This window comes from Micromonospora sp. CPCC 205739 (assembly GCF_036906795.1).
Lineage (GTDB): Bacteria > Actinomycetota > Actinomycetes > Mycobacteriales > Micromonosporaceae > Micromonospora.
Map to the genome: position 1 here is coordinate 134,820 of NZ_JBAKHS010000011.1, position 24,221 is coordinate 159,040.

The 24,221-nt window shown below is 71.1% G+C and carries 18 protein-coding genes and 1 riboswitch; of the genes, 11 read left to right on the forward strand and 7 right to left on the reverse strand.

Annotation, left to right across the window (positions count from 1 at the left end):
- Window positions 1-5: 5 nt before the first annotated feature.
- Together V6U88_RS18365 and V6U88_RS18370 are read right to left on the reverse strand one after the other, a co-directional pair.
- Complete coding sequence (locus V6U88_RS18365) at window positions 6-866, reverse strand: ABC transporter substrate-binding protein (protein WP_334454568.1); 861 nt, start codon at window positions 864-866, stop codon at window positions 6-8.
- 102 nt (window positions 867-968) lie between these two features.
- Window positions 969-1,118 (reverse strand): hypothetical protein, encoded by a 150-nt coding sequence (locus V6U88_RS18370; RefSeq protein ID WP_334454570.1) that lies wholly within the window; start codon window positions 1,116-1,118, stop codon window positions 969-971.
- Window positions 1,119-1,150: 32 nt separating this feature from the next.
- Window positions 1,151-1,262: riboswitch (SAM riboswitch) on the reverse strand.
- Window positions 1,263-1,652: 390 nt separating this feature from the next.
- On the opposite strand from V6U88_RS18370, the gene V6U88_RS18375 reads away from it, so the two are divergent.
- From V6U88_RS18375 to V6U88_RS18390, 4 genes are all read left to right on the forward strand, one after another.
- Window positions 1,653-3,116, forward strand: a complete 1,464-nt coding sequence (locus V6U88_RS18375; protein WP_334454571.1) for a pyridoxal phosphate-dependent decarboxylase family protein — start codon at window positions 1,653-1,655, stop codon at window positions 3,114-3,116.
- Between the two features lie 89 nt (window positions 3,117-3,205).
- The gene (locus V6U88_RS18380; protein ID WP_334454573.1) at window positions 3,206-3,859 is read left to right on the forward strand and encodes a fasciclin domain-containing protein; all 654 of its coding nucleotides are present in this window, start codon (window positions 3,206-3,208) and stop codon (window positions 3,857-3,859) included.
- A 432-nt stretch (window positions 3,860-4,291) separates the two neighbouring features.
- Window positions 4,292-6,166, forward strand: coding sequence for an adenylyl cyclase (locus V6U88_RS18385; protein WP_334454575.1), 1,875 nt, complete (start codon window positions 4,292-4,294; stop codon window positions 6,164-6,166).
- Between the two features lie 349 nt (window positions 6,167-6,515).
- A complete protein-coding gene (locus V6U88_RS18390) occupies window positions 6,516-6,671 on the forward strand; it encodes a hypothetical protein (protein WP_334454576.1) in 156 nt (51 codons plus the stop codon).
- Between the two features lie 64 nt (window positions 6,672-6,735).
- Here V6U88_RS18390 and V6U88_RS18395 read toward each other — a convergent pair whose 3' ends face one another.
- Both V6U88_RS18395 and V6U88_RS18400 read right to left on the reverse strand, forming a co-directional pair.
- Window positions 6,736-7,449, reverse strand: coding sequence for a hypothetical protein (locus tag V6U88_RS18395; RefSeq protein ID WP_334454578.1), 714 nt, complete (start codon window positions 7,447-7,449; stop codon window positions 6,736-6,738).
- Window positions 7,442-7,942, reverse strand: a complete 501-nt coding sequence (locus tag V6U88_RS18400) for a SigE family RNA polymerase sigma factor (protein ID WP_334454580.1) — start codon at window positions 7,940-7,942, stop codon at window positions 7,442-7,444. The genes V6U88_RS18395 and V6U88_RS18400 overlap by 8 nt, the downstream gene beginning before the upstream one ends.
- 182 nt (window positions 7,943-8,124) lie before the next feature.
- On the opposite strand from V6U88_RS18400, the gene V6U88_RS18405 reads away from it, so the two are divergent.
- Together V6U88_RS18405 and V6U88_RS18410 are read left to right on the forward strand one after the other, a co-directional pair.
- Complete coding sequence (locus V6U88_RS18405; RefSeq protein WP_334454582.1) at window positions 8,125-11,346, forward strand: S8 family peptidase; 3,222 nt, start codon at window positions 8,125-8,127, stop codon at window positions 11,344-11,346.
- Between the two features lie 189 nt (window positions 11,347-11,535).
- The gene (locus V6U88_RS18410) at window positions 11,536-12,993 is read left to right on the forward strand and encodes a serine/threonine-protein kinase (protein ID WP_334454583.1); all 1,458 of its coding nucleotides are present in this window, start codon (window positions 11,536-11,538) and stop codon (window positions 12,991-12,993) included.
- A 99-nt stretch (window positions 12,994-13,092) separates the two neighbouring features.
- Here V6U88_RS18410 and V6U88_RS18415 read toward each other — a convergent pair whose 3' ends face one another.
- Together V6U88_RS18415 and V6U88_RS18420 are read right to left on the reverse strand one after the other, a co-directional pair.
- Window positions 13,093-16,110 (reverse strand): M36 family metallopeptidase, encoded by a 3,018-nt coding sequence (locus V6U88_RS18415; protein WP_334454585.1) that lies wholly within the window; start codon window positions 16,108-16,110, stop codon window positions 13,093-13,095.
- Window positions 16,111-16,640: 530 nt separating this feature from the next.
- Window positions 16,641-17,633 carry a 1-aminocyclopropane-1-carboxylate deaminase/D-cysteine desulfhydrase gene (locus V6U88_RS18420; RefSeq protein ID WP_334454587.1) on the reverse strand — a complete coding sequence of 331 codons (993 nt, stop codon included), beginning with the start codon at window positions 17,631-17,633 and terminating at the stop codon, window positions 16,641-16,643.
- A gap of 230 nt (window positions 17,634-17,863) precedes the next feature.
- Between V6U88_RS18420 and V6U88_RS18425 the strand changes: the two genes are divergently transcribed.
- Together V6U88_RS18425 and V6U88_RS18430 are read left to right on the forward strand one after the other, a co-directional pair.
- Window positions 17,864-19,102: a PI-PLC domain-containing protein gene (locus V6U88_RS18425; protein ID WP_334454589.1), complete on the forward strand. Its 1,239-nt coding sequence runs from the start codon at window positions 17,864-17,866 to the stop codon at window positions 19,100-19,102.
- 199 nt (window positions 19,103-19,301) lie between these two features.
- On the forward strand, window positions 19,302-20,012 hold the full coding sequence (locus V6U88_RS18430) for a phosphotransferase (protein ID WP_334454590.1): 711 nt from the start codon (window positions 19,302-19,304) through the stop codon (window positions 20,010-20,012).
- A 1,279-nt stretch (window positions 20,013-21,291) separates the two neighbouring features.
- Here V6U88_RS18430 and V6U88_RS18435 read toward each other — a convergent pair.
- A complete protein-coding gene (locus V6U88_RS18435) occupies window positions 21,292-21,600 on the reverse strand; it encodes a hypothetical protein (protein ID WP_334454591.1) in 309 nt (102 codons plus the stop codon).
- A 194-nt stretch (window positions 21,601-21,794) separates the two neighbouring features.
- Between V6U88_RS18435 and V6U88_RS18440 the strand changes: the two genes are divergently transcribed.
- Genes V6U88_RS18440 through V6U88_RS18450 form a run of 3 tightly spaced genes read left to right on the forward strand, consistent with a single transcriptional unit; the run spans window position 21,795 to window position 24,060 of the window.
- Complete coding sequence (locus tag V6U88_RS18440; protein ID WP_053656509.1) at window positions 21,795-22,190, forward strand: GntR family transcriptional regulator; 396 nt, start codon at window positions 21,795-21,797, stop codon at window positions 22,188-22,190.
- Window positions 22,187-23,086: an ABC transporter ATP-binding protein gene (locus tag V6U88_RS18445; RefSeq protein ID WP_334454598.1), complete on the forward strand. Its 900-nt coding sequence runs from the start codon at window positions 22,187-22,189 to the stop codon at window positions 23,084-23,086. The genes V6U88_RS18440 and V6U88_RS18445 overlap by 4 nt, the downstream gene beginning before the upstream one ends.
- The gene (locus tag V6U88_RS18450; RefSeq protein WP_334454599.1) at window positions 23,083-24,060 is read left to right on the forward strand and encodes an ABC transporter permease subunit; all 978 of its coding nucleotides are present in this window, start codon (window positions 23,083-23,085) and stop codon (window positions 24,058-24,060) included. The genes V6U88_RS18445 and V6U88_RS18450 overlap by 4 nt, the downstream gene beginning before the upstream one ends.
- Window positions 24,061-24,221: the final 161 nt, after the last annotated feature.

Below are 24,221 nucleotides of genomic sequence, written 5' to 3' on the forward strand. Positions count from 1 at the left end.
CGTACTCAGGAAGAGGTCGACGCTGACGCCGACGGCGCCGCGACGGTGCCGCTACCGGGCCTGAAGTCGGCCGGGATCGGCCGGCCCGGGTAGTACTGCGCCTGGAGCCGGGTCCAGGTGCCGTCGGCGATGACCTCGTCGAGGGCCTTGTTCAGCGCCTCGCGCAGCTTGTCGTTGCCCTTGGCGAACGCGTACGCGGTCGGGGCGGGGCTGAGCTGCTTGGCCGCCACCGTGATCTTGCCGTTGCTGTCCGCGGCGGACTTCTCGCCGATCTCGGCGGGGGCGATCCACGCGTCGGCGGTGCCGGCCTTGAGCTGGTTGATCGCGCCGTTGTAGTCGGGCACCCGCACCGGGTCGAGGTTCCTGCCGGTGGCATAGTCGTCCTGCACCGTGCCCTGCACGACCACGACCCGCTTGCCGGAGAGCTGGTCGAAGCTGGTGATCGGGGAACCGGCGGGCACGTCGAGACCGAAGTAGCCGAAGTCGTAGCCGTTGCCGAAGTCCACAGTCTTCTTGCGCGCCTCGGTGATCGTGATCGAGGAGCTGCCGACGTCGAACTTGCGGTTGTTGACCTGGGAGAGCAGCGCGGAGAAGTCGGTGCCGACGAACTCCACCTTCAGGCCGACCTTCGCGGCCGCCGCGGCGAGCAGGTCGTTGTCGAAGCCGGTGAACCGGCCGTCCTTCAGGTACACGTTCGGCGGCGCGTCGGTCAGCGTGCCGGCGCGCAGCACGCCCGGCTGGATCAGGCCGTACGGGTTCTCGGCGGCCTCGGACGAGTCGCCGCCGCAGGCGGTCAGCGCGGTTGCGGCGAGGACGGCGGCGGTGCCGAGCGCGGCCACCTTGGACAGAGCGGGAAGGAATCGCACAGGTGTCTCCGGATTGATCGGTCGGCGGGCACACGGGCACGCCGGGAGACGGCGTGCCCGACCGGCACACCGCTGCGGTGGTACGAGGAAAGGGGTCGTCGACTACGCGGTCGGGCGGCGACAGCCGTCGCTGCAGACCCGCATCAGGTCGACGTGTCGCCGCTTGACCAGCATCGGGGCGGTCACCGGTACGTCCGGCAGGGCCGCGGGCGCGGCGCCGCCGACGGGCGGGGCGAGAAGGTGTGCAGACATGGTTCTCCTGGGTCCGTGTTGACCTGGGAACCAGGCCACGCTTGCACCGGTGCCACACCGGTGCCTGGTCCTCACCCGGAGCACCCCACCGTGGAGGAGGGTTGCCGGCCAGCGAGCCGGGGCTTGACGCTGGCGCTCATGACCTGCCCAGAAGGCTAGCAGCACCGCCGGGCAGATCGTCCAGCCGTTATGACGGCCCTCACGTCCGCCCCTTACCGGCGTCGACAGGGCACCCGGCGTCGTCAGCCGGCGCGTCGGTGGGGGAGTGCACCACCGTCGCCCTCGCCACCCCCGCGTTCGGCGCCGCCCGCGTTCGGGGCCACCGAGCTCGCTACCGCCGCGCACACCACCACCGCCCTCGGCGGCGCAGGCCACCACGGCGGAATTGGCCGGAGCGCGCCGCGCCAGCCGGTGCCAGGGTGGGGGACACCGGCGCGCCCAGCCGCACCGCGTCACCCGGGCTGCGACTCCACTGGGTGCCGTTCTGACGGCCGTTGCTCCGACCGCCACCGAGTCGCCGAGGAGGGCACCGCGATGACCGATCCGCTGGGGGACGCCGACGGGACCGAGGCGCTACGCCGGGTGTACGAGGCGTCCGGGCCGTACCTGTCGTCGCTGGCGGACCGGCCGGTGCACGACCCGGACAGCCTGGCGCTGCTCGGCCAGCTCTGGTCGCCGGCCGGCGGCGGGCTGCCCGAGCGGGGCGAGGGCGCGGTCGCCGCGCTGGAGCGGTTGCTGCGGGTCGGCACGGCCGCGGCCACCCACTCGGCGGGTCCGCGCTTCTTCCACTTCATCATCGGTGGGACGACCCCGGCCGCTCTCGCCGCCGACTGGACCGCCGCCCTGCTGGATCAGAACGCCGCGTTCCGCGCCTCGTCGCGGCTGGCCAGCGAGGTCGAGACGATCGCGTTGACCTGGCTGCGGGAGCTGTTCGGGCTGCCCGCGACGTTCGGCGGCGCGCTGGTCACCAGCGCCACCTTCGCCAACGTCACCGGCCTCGCCGCCGCCACCCACTGGTGGGGCGAACGACACGGCGTCGACGTCGCCGCCGACGGGCTGGCCGGGCTGCCCCGGATGCCGGTGCTTTCCGGCGGGTACCTGCACCCCAGCGACCGCAAGGCGCTGCAACTGCTCGGCCACGGCCGCAACACGGTCGAGATCCACGCCCGCGACGGCGCGGGCCGGGTCGACCTCGTCGCCCTCGACCGGCGCCTGGCCGAGCTGGCCGCCCCGGCGGTGGTCATCGCCAGCGCCGGCGAGGTGGACACCGGCGACTTCGACCCGCTGGCCGACCTCGCGGACATCGCGGAACGGCACGGCGCCTGGCTGCACGTCGACGGCGCGTTCGGGATCTTCGCCGCGCTCTCCCCGCGTACTGCCGGGCTGGTCGCCGGGATCGGGCGGGCCGACTCGATCGCCGGTGACGGGCACAAGTGGCTCAACGTGCCGTACGAGAACGGCTTCGCCTTCCTCAGGGACCCGTCCCGGCTGCCGGCCGCGTTCGGGATGCCGGGCGCGGCGTACCTGCCGGGGGAGGGCAGCGCCCTGCCGACACCCGGCGAGGGCGCGGACTACGCCCTGCTCGGGCCGGACTCCTCGCGCCGGGCCCGGTCCCTGCCGATCTGGGCGACGCTGGCCGCGTACGGGCGCGACGGCTACCGGGCCATGGTGGAACGCCACCTCGACCTGGCCCAGCGCCTCGCCCGCCGGGTCGACGAGACGCCCGAGCTGGAACGCCTCGCCGAGGTGCCGCTCTGCATCGTCTGCTTCCGGGCCCGCCCGGCGGGCGTACCCGAAGCGGCGCTCGACGAGGTCAACCGGCGGCTCGGCGCGGCCCTGCTCGCCGACGGCCGGGTGTACGCCGGCACCACCGTCCACGACGGACGGGTGGCGCTGCGCCCGGCGATCGTCAACTGGCGCACCACCGAGGCCGACGTCGACCTGCTGGTGGACGTGGTCCGTGAACTCGCCGCGAAGGTGGTCGCCGAACTGGGTTGAGGAGAGGTGCATCCACCAGCAGGCGTCGGGGCGAAGCAATGGTCGTGACGACAGTCACGGATCTGGTCGCACCGATGAAGGGTTCGCCGATGAAGATCGCACGACTCGCCGCCCGCCTGGCCGTGGGCACCATGGCCACCGTGCTGGCCACCGCCGCCGTCGCGGTGCCCGCCGCCCAGGCCTCCGGCAAGCAGCCGGGCACTCGCAGCCTGGCCGAGGTGCTCACCAAGGACACCAGCGGCTTCGACCACAACTCGCGGGACTTCGACGTGCTCACCGCGGCCGTGCTCGCCGTGCTGGAGGCCAAGCCGAACTCCCCGGTGAAGGTGCTCGCCGACGGCACGGTCGCGCTGACCGCGTTCGTCCCCACCGACGCCGCGTTCCGGGAACTGGTCCGGGACATCACGCACGCCCACCGGCTCCCCAGCGAGCAGGCGGCGTTCACGGCCGTCGCCGGGCTCGGCATCGACACCGTGGAGAACGTGCTGCTCTACCACGTGGTGCCGGGCGCGACCATCGACCGGCGCGCGGCGGTCAAGGCCGACGGCGCGGAGCTGACCAACGCGCTGGGCGCCACCGTCGAGGTGGACGTGCGGCGCTGGTGGCACTTCCGCCAGGTACGGCTGATCGACGCCGACACCAGCGACCGCGACGCGCGGGTCGTCGCGTACGACATCAACAAGGGCAACCGGCAGATCGCGCACGCCGTCGACCGGGTGCTGCGCCCGATCGACCTGCCCTGACCCGGCACTGACGACGCCACGGCGCCCGGCTCCTGCCGGGCGCCGTGCGCGTGCGTGCCCGCCGGGAGCGCGGCGTGAGGAAAGATTCGCCACCCTGGTCTGCTGACATCTGTTCCCTGCACGGCATCTTGACGTCCTGCTGCATCGGCCCGCCCTGAGCCGCTCACGGTCGAGACAGCCGTGGCCTGGGACCGTCCTTCATGGTGAGCCGAACCCGGCCGGCGAAGAATCACCGTCCCGGCCGTAGCGCGTCGGCCGCTTAGAGGGTAGAAACATGTAAACCCTTCTTTCACAGCGTGATAGAAGTCGACCGGGCCAGAGAGCGCTCTCACGCAGTGTGGCGCGAGGCGCCCCTGTCCTCGTCGAACGCATGTTCCCACCCCGCCTCGCTGCGTCCGGAACGCGTTCCGGCCAGCGGAGAGGACGAATCACATGACGACGCAGTCCCCTGGTGTGCGGCGGCGAATCGGCCGGGCGCTCGCGTTCGGTCTCGTGCTGACCGTGGCTGCCACCGCGACGAACACGGCGGCAGCCGCGGGTCCGCCGCGGTACGGTACGCCGGACTTCGGGCCCAACGTCAAGATCTTCGACCCGAGCACCCCGATCGACGAGATCCAGGCCACGCTGGACGCGACGCACGCCCGGCAGGTCGGCAACGAGATGGGCACCGAGCGGTACGCCTACCTTTTCAAGCCGGGTAGCTACGGCACCGCCGAGCAGCCGCTGCAGGTCAAGGTCGGCTACTACACCGAGATCTCCGGTCTCGGGGCCTCACCCACGGACGTGGACATCAACGGCAAGGTCGAGGTCTACAACCGCTGCCTCGAGGGCGGCGGCACGAGCAACTGCCTCGCGCTGGTCAACTTCTGGCGCACCCTGTCCAACCTGTCGATCAACATCAACGCGACCGGCCAGGACGGCTGCCGGTCGTCGGCGAACTTCTGGGCGGTGTCCCAGGCCGTGTCGATGCGTCGGCTCGACATCAGCGGCGGCGGGCTGTCGCTGATGGACTACTGCACCGCCGGCCCCCAGTACGCCAGCGGCGGCTTCATCGCCGACTCGCGGCTGCCCGCCACCGTCAACGGCTCCCAGCAGCAGTGGCTGACCCGCAACAGTGAGGTCGCCAACTGGTCCAACGCCGTGTGGAACCAGGTCTTCGCCGGCGTCGTGGGCGCTCCGGACGACGCCGGGTTCCCGAACCCGCCGTACACCACGCTCGACACCACCCCGCTCAGCCGGGAGAAGCCCTACCTGTACGTCGACGCGAGGGGCCGGTACAACGTCCGCGTGCCCGCCGTGCAGCGCGACAGCCGCGGCGTCTCCTGGGCCGGCGGCATGACGCCGGGCCGGACCATTCCGATCCACGACTTCTTCATCGCCAAGCCGTCCGACCCGGTGCACGTCATCAACAGCCAGCTCGCGCGGGGCAAGCACCTGCTGCTCACGCCCGGCGTGTACGACATCGCACGCAGCATCGAGGTCAGGCGTCCCGACACGGTGGTCCTGGGCCTGGGCCACGCCACCCTCACCGCCGTGAACGGCGCCGTCCCGTTGGACGTCGCCGGCGTCCCCGGCGTCGTCGTGGCCGGCGTCACGATCGACGCCGGCCCCACGGAGTCGCCGGTCCTGCTGCGGGTGGGCCGGAAGCACGGCCACAACGCCAGCACCCCGCACAACCCGACGACGCTGTCCGACGTGTACTTCCGGGTCGGCGGGCCGCACATCGGCCGGACGAACATCGCGCTCGAGGTGAACAGCGACCACGTCCTCATCGACCACACCTGGGTCTGGCGCGGCGACCACGGCGTCGAGGGCTTCACCGAGGGCGTCAACGGTGACACCGAGCGCTGGCGGACCAACACCGGTCGCTACGGTGCCGTCATCAACGGCGACCACGTGACGGCGACCGGGCTGTTCGTCGAGCACTTCCAGCGGTACAACACGGTCTGGAACGGCGAGCACGGCACGACGGTCCTGTACCAGAACGAGCTGCCGTACGACCCGCCGACGCAGGCCGACTGGATGAACGGCGACGTCGAGGGGTGGGCCGGCTACAAGGTCGACGACCGGGTGAAGCACCACACCCTCCACGGCGGCGGCGTGTACGTCTTCAACCAGAACAACCCGTCGATCCACACCGAGAACGGCTTCGAGGTCCCGGTGACGCCGGGCGTCAAGCTGCGCCACATCATGACCGTCAACCTCAGCGCCGGCACGATCGACCACGTGGTCAACGGCGTGGGTGACCCGGCCGACACGACCCGGGTCGGCGCCCCGGTCTACGTCACGGAGTACCCGACCCCGTAACGGCACCGACGCGCCCGGCGCACCCGTCGCCGGGGGATGGGGACCAGGAGACGGCCGCAGGAAGGATCCTGCGGCCGTCTCCGTTCGGTGCGGGCACGCAGGATTGGGGTCCGACGCTGCCGTGGTGTTCGGCGGGTGCCTACGGTCTGTGACCGTGGCCATACGGGGGATGCTTGCTCGGCGGCGCGATCGGGGCTAATTTTGCTTCGTCAAGCAAGGGTATCTAGGAATCGTTGCGGGCTTGGCTCCGGCCGTCGTGCGAGTGAATCTCCGCGCAGCCGGACCGGGCTCCGTTGCCGTTCCGCAAGTCCGGATGCCTACCGCGCCCCGTGTCGTTCAGGAGTCGGCCATGATTTTTCGGGGAGCTCACCGCAGCTACGGCGACGAGCAACGATGCCGGGCGGCCCGGCGGCGGATCCGGGAGACGCTCGCGGTACGCCGGGCCGCCGTGGCGGCCGGGCAGCCGAGCGTCAAACTGCCCGACGAGGTGAAGTCGGCCGCCTGAACAAGGCGCCACTGGTCGCCGCCCGCCCGATGGCGACACCGAGACGTGCTCGTCGGGACGGCGTCTAACCGCTCCCGGCGGCCGGACCCCGGTCCTCGAACTCGTAGGTGGTGGTCAGGCCCTCGGGCAGATCAGGGACCAGGGCATTCGTGCCGTCCACCACCTGGACGTAGCGCTTACCCTGAAAGATCGAATAGCTCCCGCTGGCCACCTGCTCGATCTTGAAGAGCTGTGTCTGCGCGGTCCGGTCGCACACCTGGCCGCGGACGCTGCCCGGCGGGGCGTCGTGCACGACGGTCATGCAGAGCCGGCTGGCGCCGCGCGGCGCGGCCAGCATGATCCGGAATTTGCCCCCCTCGGGGTGGAGGACCCACAGGGTCCGGTCGTTGACGCCCCGTTCGGTGGTGGCTCGCACCCGGTCGTCGTCACGGCCCATTGCCAGCGCGGCTCCACCCATGCCGGGCACCACGATGAGTACCTGCCGCCGGCCGCCGAGGATCTCCTGCGGTCCCGCAGACGCGGTCACGGACGCGACGACCGACGGCGGGACCTCGCCCGCCGGGCTGATTGCCCCGTCCGGCGTCTCGATGTGGTCCCGTGCCTGCAGCAGGGTGGCGCCAGCGGTCACGACCAGCACGGCCAGCCCCGCGCCAGTGACGGCCGCCCGGCGCCGCCGGCGCTGATCGCTGCGGCGGCGCAACGTCTGTGCTGCGGGGAGTTTCGTGACTTGCCGGACCGCGTCGGCGATGGCCGTGAGGTCATCGTGCGGATCAGCCATGGGAGGTTTCCTCCTGGTGCGCGTCGGTCAGCATCCCGGCCATCGCTCTCCGGCCGCGGGCAAGGTAGGTCTTGACGGTCCCGATGGGCGCCTGCATCTCGGCTGCCACCTGGGCGACGCTGAGATCGTTCAGGTGGTGCAGCACGACGGCGCGGCGCTCGTTGGCGCTCAGCCGTTGCAGCGCCTGTAGCAGGGCGACGTGGTCCTCGTTGAGTCCAGGCACGCTCTGGTCGACGGCGGCCCGGTGGTGTGCGCGTATCCGGTTGAACGTCTTGCGCCAGCTGCTCACCGCGATGCGGGAGGCGACCCGGCGGACCCACGCCTCCGGGCTGTCGGCCTCCCGCACCGTCTGCCAGCGCTGCCAGGCCCGCATGAAAGCCTCGGCGACGGCGTCCTCCGCCTCGCCGCGGTTACCGGTCAGTGCATAGACGTGACCCACGACCCGTCCCGCGCAGGCCGCGTAGAGGGCGTCGAACTCCTCGGCGTCACGCATCTGACCGGTGCCCCCTGACGTGTCGTCCCGTGATCACCGCCGCATGCAACCCGGCCGGGATTGCTGGTAGCAGCAGCGCGGGGCAGAGTTGTGACTGGCGTCACACAAAGATTGATCAACCGGCCGACTGGTCCAGGCGTCATCGTGCCGTCCCGGGAGAGGCCCGTGGCGGAGAGGACGATGTGCGACGACGGCAACGACGCGCCCTGACAGCCGGTGTGCTCGCGACCGCGCTGGCGGCGGCCGGCCTGACGGCCTCCCGAGCGGACGCGCAGGAGCGGCCGGAGGCGGCGGTCTCCGGGCCGCGCGGCACCTTCACGTTGATCACGGGAGATCGGGTGTCGCTCGACGCCGGCGGTCACCTGGACATCCAGCGGGCACCGGGACGGGCCGGCATGCGGTTCGTGACCAGCCGGGAGGGGGGACACCGGTACGTGATCCCGGTCGACGCGGTGCCGCTGCTGCGCGACGGGCGACTCGACCGGCGGCTGTTCGACCTCACCACGCTCGGCGAGTTCGGCTACGACGACCGGACGGCGGAGCTGCCGCTGCTGGTCGCGTACCCGGAGAACAAGCCGGCGCAGGCGCGGTCCGCCGCCGACGACGCCGCCCGGGTGCGGGCCGACCTGCCCGCCGCCGATGCGCTGGCCGTGCGGGCGGGCCTGGACGAACGGGCCGCGCTCTGGTCGTCCCTGACCCGCGGTACGCCGTCGCAGCGCACGCTCGCCGCCGGGATCACCCGGGTCTGGCTGGACGGCAAGCGCCGGGTCGCCCTGGAGCACAGCGTGCCGCACATCGGCGCCCCGGCGGCCTGGCAGGCCGGCTTCGACGGCAGCGGCGTCACGGTCGGCGTGCTGGACACCGGGATCGACGCCGGCCACCCCGACTTCGCCGGTCACCTCACCGCGGTCAAGGACTTCACCGGCGGAGGCGACCCCGGGGACGCCGTCGGCCACGGCACCCATGTGGCGTCGACCATCATGGGCAGCGGCGCCGCCTCCGGCGGCAGGAACCGCGGCGTGGCGCCGGGCGCGAAGCTGGTCGTCGGCAAGGTCTGCGCCACCTACGACTGCCTGGACTCGGACATCATCGCCGGGATGGAGTGGGCCGCGTCGCAGGCCCGGGTGGTCAACATGAGCGTGGGCGGCGTCGACACGCCGGGTCTGGACCCGCTGGAGACCGCGGTCCAGGACCTGAGCCGCCGCTACGGCACGCTCTTCGTGGCCGCCGCCGGCAACGAGGGCAAGCCGAAGTCGGTCTCCTCGCCGGCCTCCGCGGACGACGCCCTCGCCGTCGCCGCGGTCGACGCCGACGACCAGCGGGCGTACTTCTCCAGCCGGGGTCCCCGCGTCGGCGACAACCACATCAAGCCCGAGATCAGCGCGCCGGGTGTGGACATCGAGGCGGCCGCTCCCGGCGGTGGCTACACCACCCTGTCCGGCACGTCGATGGCGACCCCGCACGTGGCGGGCTCCGCCGCGATCCTCGCCGGGCAGCACCCGGACTGGTCCGGCCGGCAGCTCAAGGCCGCCCTGATGAACTCGGCCAAGCCGGCCGGCGACGACAGCCTCTACGAGCAGGGCGCGGGCCGGCTGGACATCGGCCGCGCGGCCGCCCAGCCGATCGTCTCCGACACCGCCGCCATCGACTTCCCGGTGCAGCGCTGGCCCCACGCCGACGACACCCCGATCACGCAGGTCGTCGGCTACCGCAACACCGGCACCACGCCGGTCACCCTGTCGCTGGCCGTCGGCCCGACCCCGGCCGGCATGATCACCGTCAGCCCGACCACGCTGGTGGTTCCGGCCGGCGGCAACGCCGAGGCGACGATCACCGTGGACACCCGGGTGGACGCCCCCGACGGCGTCTACCAGGGCGCGCTCACCGCGACCGGCGCCGGGGACCTGCGGGTGCGGACGCCGTTCGCGCTCAACCGGGAGATCGAGAGCTACGACGTCCGGCTCGACCACACCGGGCGCGACGGCGCACCGGCCACCGAGTACGAGACCACGGCGGCGAACCTGAGCACCGGCGAGTTCACCAAACTGGCCGGGCAACCGGGCGGCGGCACGATGCGGCTGCCCAAGGGCCGCTACGCGCTGTACAGCACCATCCACGACGGCGCCGCCTCCACCCTGCTCGTGCAGCCGGTTCTGGACGTACGCGGCCCGGTCACCGAGGCGCTGGACGCCCGTACGGCCCGGCCGGTCTCGCTGACCGTGCCCCACCCCGACGCCGCACCGCTGTCGATCAACGTGAGCGCGAACTGGGACGACGGCTTCCGCTACCCCGGCGTTCAGCTCAGCGGAGCGTCGTTCGCGGACGTCTTCTTCGGCCGGATCGGGCCCGCCGTCGCGGCCCCCGAGTTCACCTCGATGCTGGGCATCGGGCTCGCCCGCCCCGGCCCCGACCGGACCTTCCGGAACAGCCCCTACACCTACGACCTGGCGTACGTGCGCCAGGGCGACATGTTCACGGGCCTGACCAGGATGCTCTCACCGGAGAACCTCGCCACCGTCAAGGCGACCTACCGGAGCCAGTCGACCACCGCGACCGCCGTCCGCTTCCACCGGGCGGCGTCCCCCGCCGGCGGCCCGATCGGTTCGAGCACGTCGTTCGACCTGCCGTTCCACGCCACCGAGTACTACAACACCGACGGTGGACTCGTCTGGACGTCCACGTTCCTGGAGGGCGAGAACCTCACCACGCAGGAGTTCACCTTCCAGCCGGGCCGGACGTACACCCAGACCTGGAACGCGGCTCCCTTCGGGCCCACCATGGGCGGGGCCCCGGCCTTGGCGTCGCTGGGGTACGCGGGCCGCGACGGCGACATCATCTCCGTCGAGCCGCCCCTGTTCGGCGACGCGACCGGCCGCCCCGGCAGCCGTTACGACGTGCCGGTCCACTTCCGGTTGTCGCGAAACGGTGAGGAGATCGCCACCGCGGACGGCCCGTTCGCCGAGTTCCAGGTGCCGGCGGCCGAAGCCACCTACACCCTGGAGGCGACCGCCACCCGCGGCGCACCGGACACCCTGTCGACGTCGGTCTCGGTGGCCTGGACCTTCACCTCGGCGCACACGTCGACGCCGCAGCGGCTGCCCCTGACGACGGCCCGGCCGATGCCCGTACTCGACGACACCAACACGGCACGGGCGGGTCGGACGATGACCATCCCCGTGGCGCTGGACCGGCAGGCGGGCTCGTCGGCCGGGCCGAACCGCACGCTCGGTGTCTCCGCGTCCTTCGACGACGGCCGGACGTGGGTGGCGTTGCCGGTCGCCCGGGGCGTCGCCCGCATCACCCATCCGCGGCAGCCCGGCTTCGTGTCGCTGCGCCTGACGGCCACCGACACCGCCGGCAACACGGTGACGCAGACGATCCAGCGGGCCTACCGGATCGCCTGACCAACGGCCGAGTTCGGGGGCGGCGCCTGCGCGTCGGCGCCGCCCCCGGACCGCCGCGTCGCCGATCAGCCGCATTCCACGTACGCGTCGTCTCCTGGACGCAGGGCCCGGCGAAAGTCGCGAAAGGTGCGCAGGACCCCGTCGGTGCTGCGGTGCTTGAGGTCCGCGAGTCCGGGGTATCGGGAGCTTATGCCGAATGTGGGGCAACTCGTCGGAGACCGTTACCGCCTGGTCGAAAAGATCGCCAGCGGCGGTATGGGCGACGTGTGGCGGGCCGTCGACGAAACTCTGGACCGCTGCGTGGCGGTCAAGATGCTGCAGTCCGGCCTGGTCACCGACGCCGGCTTCGGCGAACGGTTCCGCCGCGAGGCACGCGCGATGGCGGCCCTGCGTCACCCGGGTGTCGCCCAGGTCTACGACTACGGCGAAATGTCCCGGCCCGGAGCGCCGGTCCTCGCCTACATAGTGATGGAATGTGTGCAGGGACAGCCCTTGTCGGAGCGGATCGCCGAGGTCGGCCGGCTGGGCACGGCCGAGACGATGTCGGTCGCCGCGCAGACCGCCCGGGCCCTGCAGGCCGCGCATGACGCTGGCGTCGTCCACCGTGACGTCAAGCCCAACAATCTGATCATCGAGCCCGACGGGCACGTCGTACTCGTTGATTTCGGCGTTGCCGTCACGCAGGAAGCGGCGAGCCTGACTGGAGCGAACGAGGTCGTCGGCACTGCCCTGTACATGGCGCCCGAGCAGGTGTCCAAGAACGAGACCACCCCGGCGATCGACATCTACGCGCTGGGCGCCGTCGTCTATCACTGCCTCGCCGGTGGACCCCCGTACCAGGGTGACAACGCCGTCGCGGTGGCCCTGCGGCATATCGAGGACGAACCGCCGCCGCTGCCTGAGGACGTCCCGGCGGAGGTTCGGCAGCTGGTGGCCACCGCGATGGCCAAGGAGCCGACTCACCGGTTTCCGACGGCGGCGGCCATGGCCACCGCGGCGCAGGACCTCGCGGACGCGTCCGGCCGGCAGGTGCAGGCCGCTGCCGGGGCGGCCTGGGCGGGGCGGCAAACCGTGCACCTGGCCGCCCGGCAGCCGGCCCTCGGTGGTGCGTCGAGCCGGGCCGTCAGTCGTGGAAAAACGACGCACGCGGTGCTTCTCGGATCGCTGGCCGCCGTGGCTGCCGTCCTGGTGCTCGCTGATCCCACCGGGGTGATGTCGGGCCCGACCGGGCGACCGTCGGTGCCTCCCGCGGCGCCGTCATCGGTGCCGTCACCGCAGGGGGGACCTAGCCCTGGCGCCGGTGGCGGCGAACCGGCCACCCGCGATTCTGCCGGCATGCCGGTTCGAGCGCCCGGATCCGCTACCCCGACGGCCACCCGTCCAGCAGCCGAGAGGACGGCGGGCAAATCTGCGCCTTCAGGTGGGAGCAGTGTGGGTGCACCCCGCCCCACCATCTCCGAAAGCGCCACCCAGGCACCGACGGCAGCGCCGACGGGCGGAACGACGGCAGCACCGACCGTGCAGCCGACGGAGGAACCAACGGCGGACCCGACCGAGGAACCAACCGAGGAACCGACGACGGACCCGACCGGGGAACCAACGGCGGAGGAGTCGGCAGCCGGGGTGACCGCAGGGCGTCGCGTCTAGCCGACGTACAGGCCAGGGTGGTGGCTGCCGGGTACGGCAGCCACCACCCTGGGATGCGTTACGGCCGGCTTCGGGACACCGGCGGTCGGTGGGTCTGCATCACCTCGTGTCCGTCGCGGTGAGGGTGAACGGCACCGCGGCGCCTAGCCACAGATGGGTGAGGACGTAGCGTGTCCCGCTCGGGATCGTGCCGGACTCGTCGGCGGCCTCCGACGCCGCGGAGCCGAGCAGGGTGCACGACTCGTCGTAGAAGTACAGGTCGAAGTCGTACGGGGTGACGGTGTCGCCGCGTACCTGTACCCGGTGGGCTCCGTCGCCGAAGCTGTCCGGCAGTTTCGTGACCCAGCCGTCCGCGCCCTGCGCTGGTGCCGCGGGCACCGCGCAGGTGGACTTGAACGCGGTGGCGGTCACACCGGTGGTGTCGTCGGCCGTGCCGGTGGTCGGGTTGCCGGTGACGATCAACCCGGTTTCGGTCACCGGGGCGTCCGGCGGCGACGGGGGCAGCGGCTCCACCCCGGTGGCGGTCTGCGAGAAGACCTGCAGCTCAGCGGTCTGCACGTCGCTCTTCGTCTCGCCGAGCGCGGTGTCGGTCCAGAACCGCACGTACTGGGCCTGCACCGGCTTCGACAGCGTGAACTGCTTGTAGTGCAGGTCGGGTGCGGTGGGGCGGGGCGTCTGGTAGCCGAATGCGTCCGCCCGGGTCAGGACGGTCTGCCAGTTCGTCCCGTCGGTGGAGGTCTGCAGGGTGAACCCGCGCAGGCCCTCGAATCGGGAGGTGGTGAACGCGCTGACCTGGACCGAGGAGATCTGCGCCGGTGCGGCTAGTTTGATCACGGCGTTGCCGGTGTCCGCAGGGGCCTTCCAGCTACTTGCCTCGGTGTCGTCGATCAGCCGTGCGGCACCGGTCGCCGTGGCCGAGACGACGGTGGCGCCGTTGGCGGCGGACGCCAGGTTGGGTGCCAGCGCGAATCGCAGGGCGGAGGTCTTACCGGCGGTGATCTTCACGGCTGGGAAAGTTCGGGAGCCGAATCCCTCGGCGGCGATCGTCACCGGGTAGGTGCCGGCGGTCACCGGTGCGGAGAAACCGCCGTCCGTGGACGACGTCCGCAGCGCAGTGACCCGCGCTTCGAAGACGCCGATGATGATGCGGGCGCCGGGGACAGGTTTGCCGGTGGCGGCGTTGACGACGGTGCCGGTCAGGGTGCCGTTGCGGGCCGGGTTGACGTGCTCGTAGGACGGGATGGGGTCGATGTCGTCGCTGCCGTTGCTGGCGGCGTGCAGGCCCAGGCCGCGCTTGGCGAAGGCGCCGTAGACCACGTCCACGATCGCGGTGTAGTCCGACCTGCTGTGGTAGCGGTTGTCCAGCGCGGTGCGGATCGCGTCGCGCATGTCGATGAAGGAGGGGTCGGCCGGGGACAGCGGCATCGCGTCGGTGACGAGCCGTGCGGCCATGTCACCGCCGGCAGCTTCGCCGTAGCGGGCGACGAGACCCTTGCGCATGGCCCACAGGATCGTCGTCCAGATCTCGCCGTCGGAGTGGACCTCGGCGCCGCCGAGGTCGTAGCCGATGTCACCGAAGCCGGTGGGGTTCTGGTCGTAGCTCCAGTTCCGGATGCCACGCTGGCTGTTGCCGGTGACGTGCTGCCCGACCACGGCGGTGGTGGCGAGCTTCTTGCCGTAGAGGTAGTTCAGCGCGTACCAGTCGCCCCAGCCCTCGCCCATGGAACCGGCCTGGTGGGTGGTCAGGGCGTTGTCCTCGGCGCTGACGTAGCGGTTGGACAGCCCGTGCGCGTACTCGTGCTCGATGACGGAGGCGTCGAAGTTGCCGTCGGCGTACGGCCCCTCGAACGTGTCGTTGATCGGCTCCCACAGGAACATGCCGCTCCACGCCGGGATGCCGTCGGGCAGGGTGAGCATGTAGGCGTTGTCCCGGCCGGTGTAGGTGGGTGCGCCGCCGGTCACCGCGCCGGCGTGGACCAGCCCGAGGATGGGGTCGCCGCCCTGACCGCCGTTGGCGCCGTTGGTGGTCTGGAAGTTCCCGCCCGATTCGGTAAAGCCGAGGGCTCGGAACTCGTCGTGGATGCGGTTGTGGTGCCAGAACAGGTTGGTCGCCGCCGGATCGAGGTCCTGGGCGTAGCTCGGCGGCACCGTCTGCCCGTTGCTGCGCGCCCAGTTGGCCGCGTACGCGTAGTTGAACTGGGCGGTCGGGCTTACCGGGCGCGGTGCCTGGTCGGCGGGGACCAGGAAGTTCGAGTAGTTGGCGTACGTGTTCGCGTTGTTGCCGACGGTCGTCGGCCCGGGGACGCCGGCCAGCCCGCTGGGGTCGACGTATCCCGACGGTGACTGGGCGGTCGGCCCGAACGACTTGATGACCGGGGTACCGCCGGCCGGAGCGCCGGGGTGGTTCTCGTAGACGGTGCCTTCGGCGTCGTGCGCTACCAGGGAGGCCTGGTACAGCGTCTCACCGGTCGCCGCGTCGACAACGACGTCCCACGCCTGGTCCAGCGCCTTGACGAAGAGCACCCGGTAGGCCGGTCGGACGCCGTCACGGGTCGGGAAGGCACCCTTCTGCACGTAGGAGTCACCCGCGAAGGGCCCCTTCGCGAAGACCTGGAAGCCGGCGCGTTGCCCGGTCGGCTGCGCGGTGTAGCCGATACCGGCGGCGAGCCGGCCGACCACCCCCTGCAACGCCTGGCCCGCTGACCGCGTGTGCGCGGCGACCAGCCCGCCGCTGCGGGCCGACGTGCCGGCGTAGGAGAGAACTCGTCCGTCCTTGGCGACCGTCACTCCCAGCCGACCGCCGCGCACCGCCGGCAGGCCGGCGTACGTCTGCGCGAAGTTGACCACGTGGGTGCCAGTGCCGACTAGCTCGTGGTCACGAACGACCGTCAGCTCCGCGACGTCCGTCGTGGACAGGCCGAACGTCTCCCGGTTGGCGTCGATGAAGGACCGCGCCACCTCGACCGGCTTGCCCGAGCGCGGGCCGGTGAGCCATCCGCCGTCCTTGCGGATCGTGCGGGGCGTGCCGAACCGCCCGTCCCAGCTGACCCGCGTGCCCGCGCCCGCAGCCGCGACCAACTCGCGCACCGCGGCGAGTTGCGCGTCGGTGGGCCGCACTGATCCCGGCGCACGGCGCACGTCGATCCGATCAACGCCCGGAGGCGACCCGACATCCACGACGGCCGAAGCAACCGACGGACTGAGCGTCAACACGAGGGCGAAGGCCGCCCCGACCGCGAGAGGTGGACGGATACGCATGGAAGCTCCTCTGGGGGTTGGATCATGCCTGCGTCATGCCGGAGGTGGTAGCCCTTGCAATGGACATCGCCGCGACCGGCCGACGCGCAACAACCAGCACTTCCGCCGGCGCGTTTCGCCGAAGCTTCGAGGTAGCCGCCAGCTGGCGAAACCAGTTCCGGCGTCTTGCCGCCGCGGTCCCGCCCCTCGGTTGCTGCAGACCCGTAGCGGTCAGGCCCGGCGTTGCTCGGCCGAGTAGCTCGGCCGCTCCCCGGCGCGGCCACTGAAGCTTCTCGGCGCGAGAGCTCGAGCACCGTCGTACCTGCACCGCCAGCCGCGTCGGCTTCGCCTACCTAGGGCGTGTCGGCTCTGCGTGCCGCCTGCGTGACCCGTCGCCCGTTTCCGGCCTGTCAGGCAGGAGATCGGGTAGCGGCGGGTGCGGTGTGCCAGTAGAGCGTCGGCCCCTCCACCACACGTCCACGGCACAACTCACGAAGAGCCGCTGCCGCCTTGGCGGTGTACACCGGGTCGGCGACCAGACCGGTGTGGTGCTGGAGCCATTGTGCCGCGTCGACGCTGGCCGCCGAGGGTGTCCCGTACCCGGGCCCCAGCCACTCGCGGCGCACCTGCAAGGGCGCGAGGGAAACCGGGTCCGGAACGGGCGCACCGTGGCGGCGCAGCAGTGCAGCCGTCGCCGTGGCCATCCGGCGAACCTGCGTCGGGCCCACGCGAGTCTTGTCGTTGACGAGGATTCCCACCACCTCGGTGGGTAGCCCGGCCAGCGCCACCCCGAGGATCAGGCCGGCGGCGGTGCCACCCGAGCCGACCGGCACGACGATCCGCCGCGGAGCAGGCAGCGTTCCGGCGGCGACCTGCTCGGCGAGTTCGAAGGCCGCCTCGACGAAGCCCAGGCAGCCGTGTGGGTTGGATCCGCCAACCGGTAACAGGCCCGGACGCCGCCCGGTCACGGCCGCGCCGACCAGGAGACGACCTGCCGTCGCGTACGCCGCCGCCACGCTGTCGACGCGGTACATCGTCGCGCCGGCCGCCCGCACCGCCGCCATCTGCGCTTCGACATGTTGGTCGTAGGGCTGCTCGACCGCGACGATGTGGGCTGGTATTCCGGCGGCGGTGGCGTAGCGGGCCACCGCTACCGCATGGTGGCTACCCGTACCGCCCCCGGTCACCACTACACGGCACCGCCGCCGCAAGAGATCCGCCAGACTCCATTCGAGCTTGCGCACCTTGTTCCCGCCGTACAGATGGCCGTACCGGCTGTCATCCTTGATCCACAGATCGTTCTGGTCGATCCGACGCACGCCGGTCGGGCCGGCACCCAGCGGCAGGAAGGGCAGCCGCGGCACAATCGACGGATAGCGGGCATGCACGCGGGGCAGGGCCATCTCATCCGTCCTACTCGCCGCGTTCGCCAGGACCGTCCGGTCCGGCCATAGCGGATTGACATCTGTTCACAAGCCTCTCTTAGCATAGACGCCGAGCGATCGATGTCGGTTTCGGCGCGCTGCGGGAGGCCCAGATGGCAGGACGTCGAAACCTGGCGACTACGACAGCGGTCGTCCTTGGCTGCGTCATCGGCGCAGCGGCACCCGCCGCGGCCACAGACGCCGTGCCCGTGCCCGATGGGCAGTACTACGTGCAGAGCGTCGTCACCGGGCTGAACGCGGCGGAGCACGCCGGCGTCGTCGTGCAGCGGTCCCCGCGCGGCGACGAGGATCGGCAGCAATGGCGACTGCGCACCACGGCCGAGGGGCACCTGCTGGAGAACACCGTCGCCCCGGGATGGTGCCTGGGCCGTCGGGACGCCGCAGCCGTGGCAGTCGGCTGCGCCGAACCGGCCGCCCGGTGGATCGTCACCGCCACCGGACCCGAGAGGTACGCCATCGGCGAGCCCGGGACCGGCCGTGTCCTTACCGCTGTTCCGGGGCGGGCGGGGCTGACCCTGGAGCCGCCCGGGGCGAGCTGGTACCTCACCCCGGTCGAGCCGGTGACCCGCCCGCTGCCGCCCGAGGACGAGCGTCGCCTCGACCAGGTGACCTTCTTGACCGCACACAACGCGTACGCCAACGGGCTCGACGGCGGCTTCGCCCCACCGCTGGTCAACCTCCTTCCGAACCAGGCGCGAGGCATCGAGCGGCAGCTCGCCGACGGGGTACGCGGCTTCCAGCTCGACATCCACCAGACCCGCGACGGCGCCATCCTCTGCCACAACAGCTGCTTTCTGGTGTCCCGGCCAGTGGCGCTCTGGGTCGACCTGCAACGGATCGTGGACTTCCTGCGACGCAACCCGCGTGAATTCGTGACCGTGTTCCTCGAGGACTACGTCAACGCCCCGGTGCTCCGAGCCGAGCTGGCCCGCGTATCCGGCTTGACCGACCTGCTGTACCGGCCGGACCTGGAGGGCGTCCACGCCGCCGGCTGGCCACGGCTGCGCGAACTGCGTGATCGCGACCGGCGACTGCTGATCTTCTCCGACCGTCGGCGGGAGGACGACCAGGCGGGTGGCCTTACCCGGGACACCTTCGGGGTGCTCTACCAGCGCGAGTGGACGGTGGAGAACTACTGGTCCATGGGAGCGGGAATCGGCCAGAGCGACTGGACCTGCGTGAGCCGGTGGCCCGAGTTGCCGCTCACCCTCGGCGACGGCTCCGCGTTCCGACCGTTGTTCGTGATGAACCACTTCCGGGACGCCCCGGTGCCGGTTACCGCTGCGGCGGACAACAGCCGACTGCTCAACCGGGCGCAGCGATTCTGCCAGCCGGCGGCTCGCAAGAAGCCGAACTTCGTGGCGGTCGACCGCTACGACCTCGGCGACGCCACCGCCGCCGTCGCCGCCCTCAACAACTACTGGTGACCGGCCGGTCCTGGTGGAAGATGCCCACGACATCGGTGAGGCCGCTCGGGCTCCGCTGCCCGTGCCGGGTGGTACGTAACCCGTAGTCGCATAGGTGGTCCGACTGGCCGCCGGGCGCGGCCGGGACCGGAGGCGGCAGAAGCTCAAGAGCGCCGGCGGCGGGCACTACGCGGGTGGCTGCTTCCGTTACTGTCGCGGCGTGGTGGATCCGGCTCCTCTGGCGTCGGGCCGAGATGCTGACGTCTTCGCCCTCGACGATCGGCGTGTCCTGCGCCGCTACCGCGAGGGTGGAGACGTGACGGCTGAGGCGGCAGTCATGGCCTACGTGGCGAGTCATGGTTTCCCTGTGCCCAGGGTGTATCAGGCGCGCGGGGCCGATCTCGTCATGGAACGACTGGACGGGCCAACCATGCTGTCGGCGCTCCTCGCCGGTGAGCTCCATGCCAGGCAAGCCGCCAGCTGTCTGGCAGATCTGCATCACCGACTCCACGCATTGCCGCCCCGGCTCAGCGAGTGCGAGGACGTCCGGATCCTGCACCTCGACCTGCACCCGGAGAACGTCATGCTGACGTCGCGGGGGCCGGTCGTCATCGACTGGCGCAACGCCACCGAGGGACCAGCAGACCTCGATGTCGCGCTCTCCGCGGTCATCCTTGCCCAAGTGGCCGTCGAGCAGGCGCACCCTCTGGCATCGCCAGCCGCAATGCTGCTGGACGCCTTCATCGACTGCGTCGGCGGCAACCTGCTGACCGTGCTGGACCAAGCCGTAGCGATGCGGCGCAACGATCCGGCACTCACCCCCAATGAGCGGGAGCGGCTCGACGCCGCTGCCGTCCTCATCACCGGTCAGATAGAGGGAAGACGACGGGCGGCACACGCACAATCCGCCGGTAGGCGGCCTGGCCGCTGATCGAAGAGTTCTGCGGACAGGCGGAGCCCTCCGACCTGGCCGAGGTTCTGATCGAGTTGGCGGCCCTAGCTCACGCCAGCCCTTACCCTGAGGGCCGGGGGAGCGAAGTTGGCCACTGCCTTGAGGGTGCCCAAGTTGGCGTACACTGCATCGAACCGTCAGGGCGGATGATCAAGGACCGGCCCTACCGCGACCGGCGACGGTCTCGACGGCGTGGGTGAGGCTCGCTAACGACGCCTGGTTCCCAGCTGCTGATTCTCCGTGGCGGTCGAGGCGGCTCATGGCTTAGCGGGAGGAGCAGCCATCCAAGCAGCCAAGCTGGCGAGCAGGGGCGGACGGTCACGGACGAGAATACTCGGTGCTGAGGATGCGCAGCCGTGCTGCGGCTAGCCGAAACTCGCCGAGGTCCCAGCCGTCCACACGTCCGGGAAGCCCTAGCTCTCGTTCCTCCCACACTCGATTCCGGAAATCCTCGGACATTGACAAGAGTCGAGCGCACTGCTCGAGCATGAGCTCGGCCAGCCTAGCGTTGCTCTCACCTCGCCGAATCACGTGTTGTCCCAAGATCGCAATCCCAGCACCAGAAACGGCCGCGATAAGGGTCACCCAGGCATCCACGCCGTCAGTCTCGCTGCTCGTGTCAACGTCCATGAGGCGGATCGGGTGTGCTCCAGCCAGCCGAAGAAGAACGGGGCGGCGGGGCGGAACATGGCCTGGGCGTCGCGGCCGACGGCGCCGCCGGGCCGATGCAGGTCGAGCGGTGGGCATGCCTTTCTCTCCTCAAGGGGTGACAGGGACGGGAACGATCCGCCACAGCTCGCGGAGCGCCGTCCGCTGGTGACGCTCGTGGTGTCTCCTGGCACCGCCGAGGACGGCGACTCATGCCGGAGGCGGAAGCTCTGCGTGCCACTTCCGCCCAAGGGAACTGATGGCCCCTGGCTGTTTTTGACGGCCTGGTGGGGAGGCCGGTGGGGATGGAGGAGCCTGCTCGTCGGCCTCCGGCGGGATCGCCGCAGGCTTCCGCCACCCGTTGGAGTCAGCGAATCCGGGCCATCGTGGACGGCAAAGGCCGTGCTGTGCCGCTCAGCGGATTCGGGGTGACCGGCACAGCGGCCCGGCGCGATCGAGGGCCGGTGGGCTGACCCACATCAGCGGCAGGAAGACCGTCAGCTTCTCGAAGCCGAGTCCAGCGATCCGGCGCGAAGGCCGCGCTGGCGTACGCGACTCGCCAAGTAGCACCGGGTGCCGGCACGTCAACCCGCCGTAACCCCGTCCACGCTCAGTCGCCCCAGTCCAACTGGTGCTCGGGAACACCCACTGTCCTGCCATATTCGGTGGCCTCATCCCGACTTGCGTGGTCGTCTCGGCGGTACCGGAAGATCCGGTTAGCGAAAACCACCACACGGTCACCGCCGACGGTGAAGTCCGTGTACCAGCCGCCATCGCTCGCCAGCGACTGGGCGAGAGCCTGAGAAAGCTCATCGGCCACCTCATCCGCCGCTTCAAAGTCGAGAAGGGTCCATACCGGTGGCTGTACTTCCGACGCCGAGCCCGATACGTCCTCCCGCCTGACCCGGGTGATGCTCACCCCCGTCACCCTGAGATCAGCATCCGGGCGCAGGCTCTCGCAAATCAACGTCCCTCGAATCATGAACCGAGGGTGCCAGGACCGTACGACGCTCGCAGCCGGCTGCCCTGGCTGCGGTCGTGCGGGCGCGTCGGCTCTCTTGACCGCCAACTTGCTGCTTTACTATGGCACTAGTAAAGCAGCAAGGGGCTACCGTGTTCGTCTTCCGGCTCGACACCCACTCCGGCGTGCCGCCGTACCTGCAACTCGTCCAGCAGGTCCGCCAGGCGGTGCTGCTGGGCTTCCTCCAACCCGGTGACCGCCTCCCGCTCATCCGCGAGGTGGTCGAGGACCTGGCGATCAATCCGAACACCGTCGCCAAGGCGTACCGGCAGATGGAGCAGGAGAACCTGGTCACCGGCCGGCCCGGCCAGGGCACGTTCGTCAATGAACAGCAGTCGGCCGCGATGTCGGCATCGACGTACACGTCGCTGCGCCGCGGCCTGGCGACCTGGTTGCGCCGCGCCTACGCGGCCGGCCTCGACGAGCAGGCGGTCAACGCGCTTTTTACTTCCGTCCACCAGCAGACGAGGAATGAGGACGTGGCGTGACAGGGACCGAGTTCGCGCTGCGCACCGACGGTGTGGGCAAGCGGTACCGGAGGGGCTGGGCGCTGCGCGACTGCACCCTGGCCCTGCCGGCGGGCGGCGTGATCGCCCTGGTCGGGCCGAACGGCGCGGGCAAGACCACGCTGCTGCGCCTGGTCGTCGGGTTGCTGGCACCGAGCACCGGCACGGTGGAGGTCCTCGGCCACGACGTCACCGCGAGCACCCCGCAAACTCTGTCCCGGGTCGGGTTCCTGGCCCAGGACCACCCGCTGTACAAGCGCTTCACCGTCGCCGAGATGCTCCGCTTCGGCCGGGCCTGCAACCTGCGGTTCGACCAGGGGCTGGCCGAGCGCCGGCTGGCGAAGCTGGGCATCCCGCTCGACCGCAAGGCCGGTACGCTCTCCGGCGGGCAGCAGGCCCAGGTCGCGTTGGCTCTGGCCCTGGCGAAGCGGCCGGACCTGCTTGTCCTCGACGAGCCGGTGGCCAGCCTCGACCCGCTGGCCCGGCACGAGTTCCTGCAGGTCCTCATGGGCGCGGTGGCCGAAGGCGGGGTGACCGTCCTGTTCTCCTCCCACGTCGTGCACGAGCTGGAGCGCGTCTGCGACCACCTGGTCGTGCTTAACCACGGCCGGGTCACGCTCACCGGTGACATCGACACCCTCCTCGCCGAGCACCGGCTGCTCGTCGGCCCGCGCACGGCCACCGACCTCGACCGGGCCGGCGCCGTCGTGGAGGCCGTCCACAGCGACCGGCACACGACCCTGCTGGTACGCGACGGCGCGATCCCGGCCGCGCCTGGGTGGCAGGCCCAGCCGGTCGCGCTGGAGGACCTGGTGCTGGCGTACCTGCGCCGGCCGTCCGAGCCGAGCGCCGCAGTCACGTCGGGGGTGGCGGCATGACGTGGTTGATCTGGCGCCAGCACCGGACCGAGGTCTGCGTCCTGGGTTTGCTTGTCGGCATGTTCGGCATTGCCCTGCTCGTGCTCGGGACGCAGGCCCACGACCTGTTCCCCGGCGGTCCCGCCCGGTGTGCGGGAGAGGCCGGTATCAACGCGGCCTGCGCGGCCTCCTTCCGCCGGCTCGACGAGGAGTACGGGTACGTCGAGAACCTCCTGGCGGGCTTCTATCTGGTCCCCGTCGTCATCGGTGCGTTCCTCGGTGCGCCGCTGCTCGCGCGCGAACTGGAGGACGGCACCTGGCAGCTCGCCTGGACGCAGGCCGTGCCGCGGATGCGCTGGCTGGCGGCCAAGCTCGCGGCACTGGCCAGCGTCACCGTCACGCTCACCGGGATGTTCACCGCGGTGCTCACCTGGTTCCGTCAGCCATTCGACGCGTGGGAAGGGCGGTTCCAGTACGACGCCTTCGACGTGGAGGGACTTGTTCCGGTGGCGTACGCGCTGTTCGCGTTCGGCGTCGCCACCGCCGCGGGGGCGATCCTGCGGCGCAGCCTGCCCGCGTTCGGCGTCGCGTTCGGGGCGTTCCTCGCCGCCCGGATGCCGGTGGCGCTGTTGGCCCGTCCCGCGTACGCCACGCCGCTCACCACCATGGAGCCGGTCCCCGTCGGCGGCTCGAAGGACCAGGCGGGGCACCGGCCCGTGCCCAGCTTCGCTGACTGGATGATCGAACACGGCTACGCAGACGCCACCGGGCGCAGGCTGAGCTGGACCGAGTACTACGAGCTCGAGGGCGCCGCCAACCGGGCCGGCACCAACCTCAACCAGTTCCTGCACGCGCGGGGCATCCAGCAGTTCGGGGTCTACCACCCGGCCGACCGGTTCTGGACCTTCCAGCTCATCGAGGCGGCCCTGTTCATCGCCGTCGCGGCGGTCCTGATCGGTGTGTTGGTGTGGCGGGTACGGCGCCGTATGATCTAGTGCCCTGACCACAAACGTTCACGGTGTTGGTTGACACGCTGTTCGGCTTGTCGGCCGGGCGGCGTGTCGACGTCCACGCTGTGCGGATGGCAGAGCTGGGCTGCGCTTGATGCGTGACACATTGGTTCCACTTGACGCGTTACGGGTTTCCGCGCGATGTG

What these genes read in the sequence shown, in the direction of transcription:
- V6U88_RS18370 (WP_334454570.1), bottom strand. Translation starts at nt 1,118, where the DNA reads ATGTCTGCACACCTTCTCGCCCCGCCCGTCGGCGGCGCCGCGCCCGCG.
- V6U88_RS18375 (WP_334454571.1), top strand. Translation starts at nt 1,653, where the DNA reads ATGACCGATCCGCTGGGGGACGCCGACGGGACCGAGGCGCTACGCCGG.
- V6U88_RS18380 (WP_334454573.1), top strand. Translation starts at nt 3,206, where the DNA reads ATGAAGATCGCACGACTCGCCGCCCGCCTGGCCGTGGGCACCATGGCC.
- V6U88_RS18385 (WP_334454575.1), top strand. Translation starts at nt 4,292, where the DNA reads ATGACGACGCAGTCCCCTGGTGTGCGGCGGCGAATCGGCCGGGCGCTC.
- V6U88_RS18390 (WP_334454576.1), top strand. Translation starts at nt 6,516, where the DNA reads ATGATTTTTCGGGGAGCTCACCGCAGCTACGGCGACGAGCAACGATGC.
- V6U88_RS18395 (WP_334454578.1), bottom strand. Translation starts at nt 7,449, where the DNA reads ATGGCTGATCCGCACGATGACCTCACGGCCATCGCCGACGCGGTCCGG.
- V6U88_RS18400 (WP_334454580.1), bottom strand. Translation starts at nt 7,942, where the DNA reads ATGCGTGACGCCGAGGAGTTCGACGCCCTCTACGCGGCCTGCGCGGGA.
- V6U88_RS18410 (WP_334454583.1), top strand. Translation starts at nt 11,536, where the DNA reads ATGCCGAATGTGGGGCAACTCGTCGGAGACCGTTACCGCCTGGTCGAA.
- V6U88_RS18420 (WP_334454587.1), bottom strand. Translation starts at nt 17,633, where the DNA reads ATGGCCCTGCCCCGCGTGCATGCCCGCTATCCGTCGATTGTGCCGCGG.
- V6U88_RS18450 (WP_334454599.1), top strand. Translation starts at nt 23,083, where the DNA reads ATGACGTGGTTGATCTGGCGCCAGCACCGGACCGAGGTCTGCGTCCTG.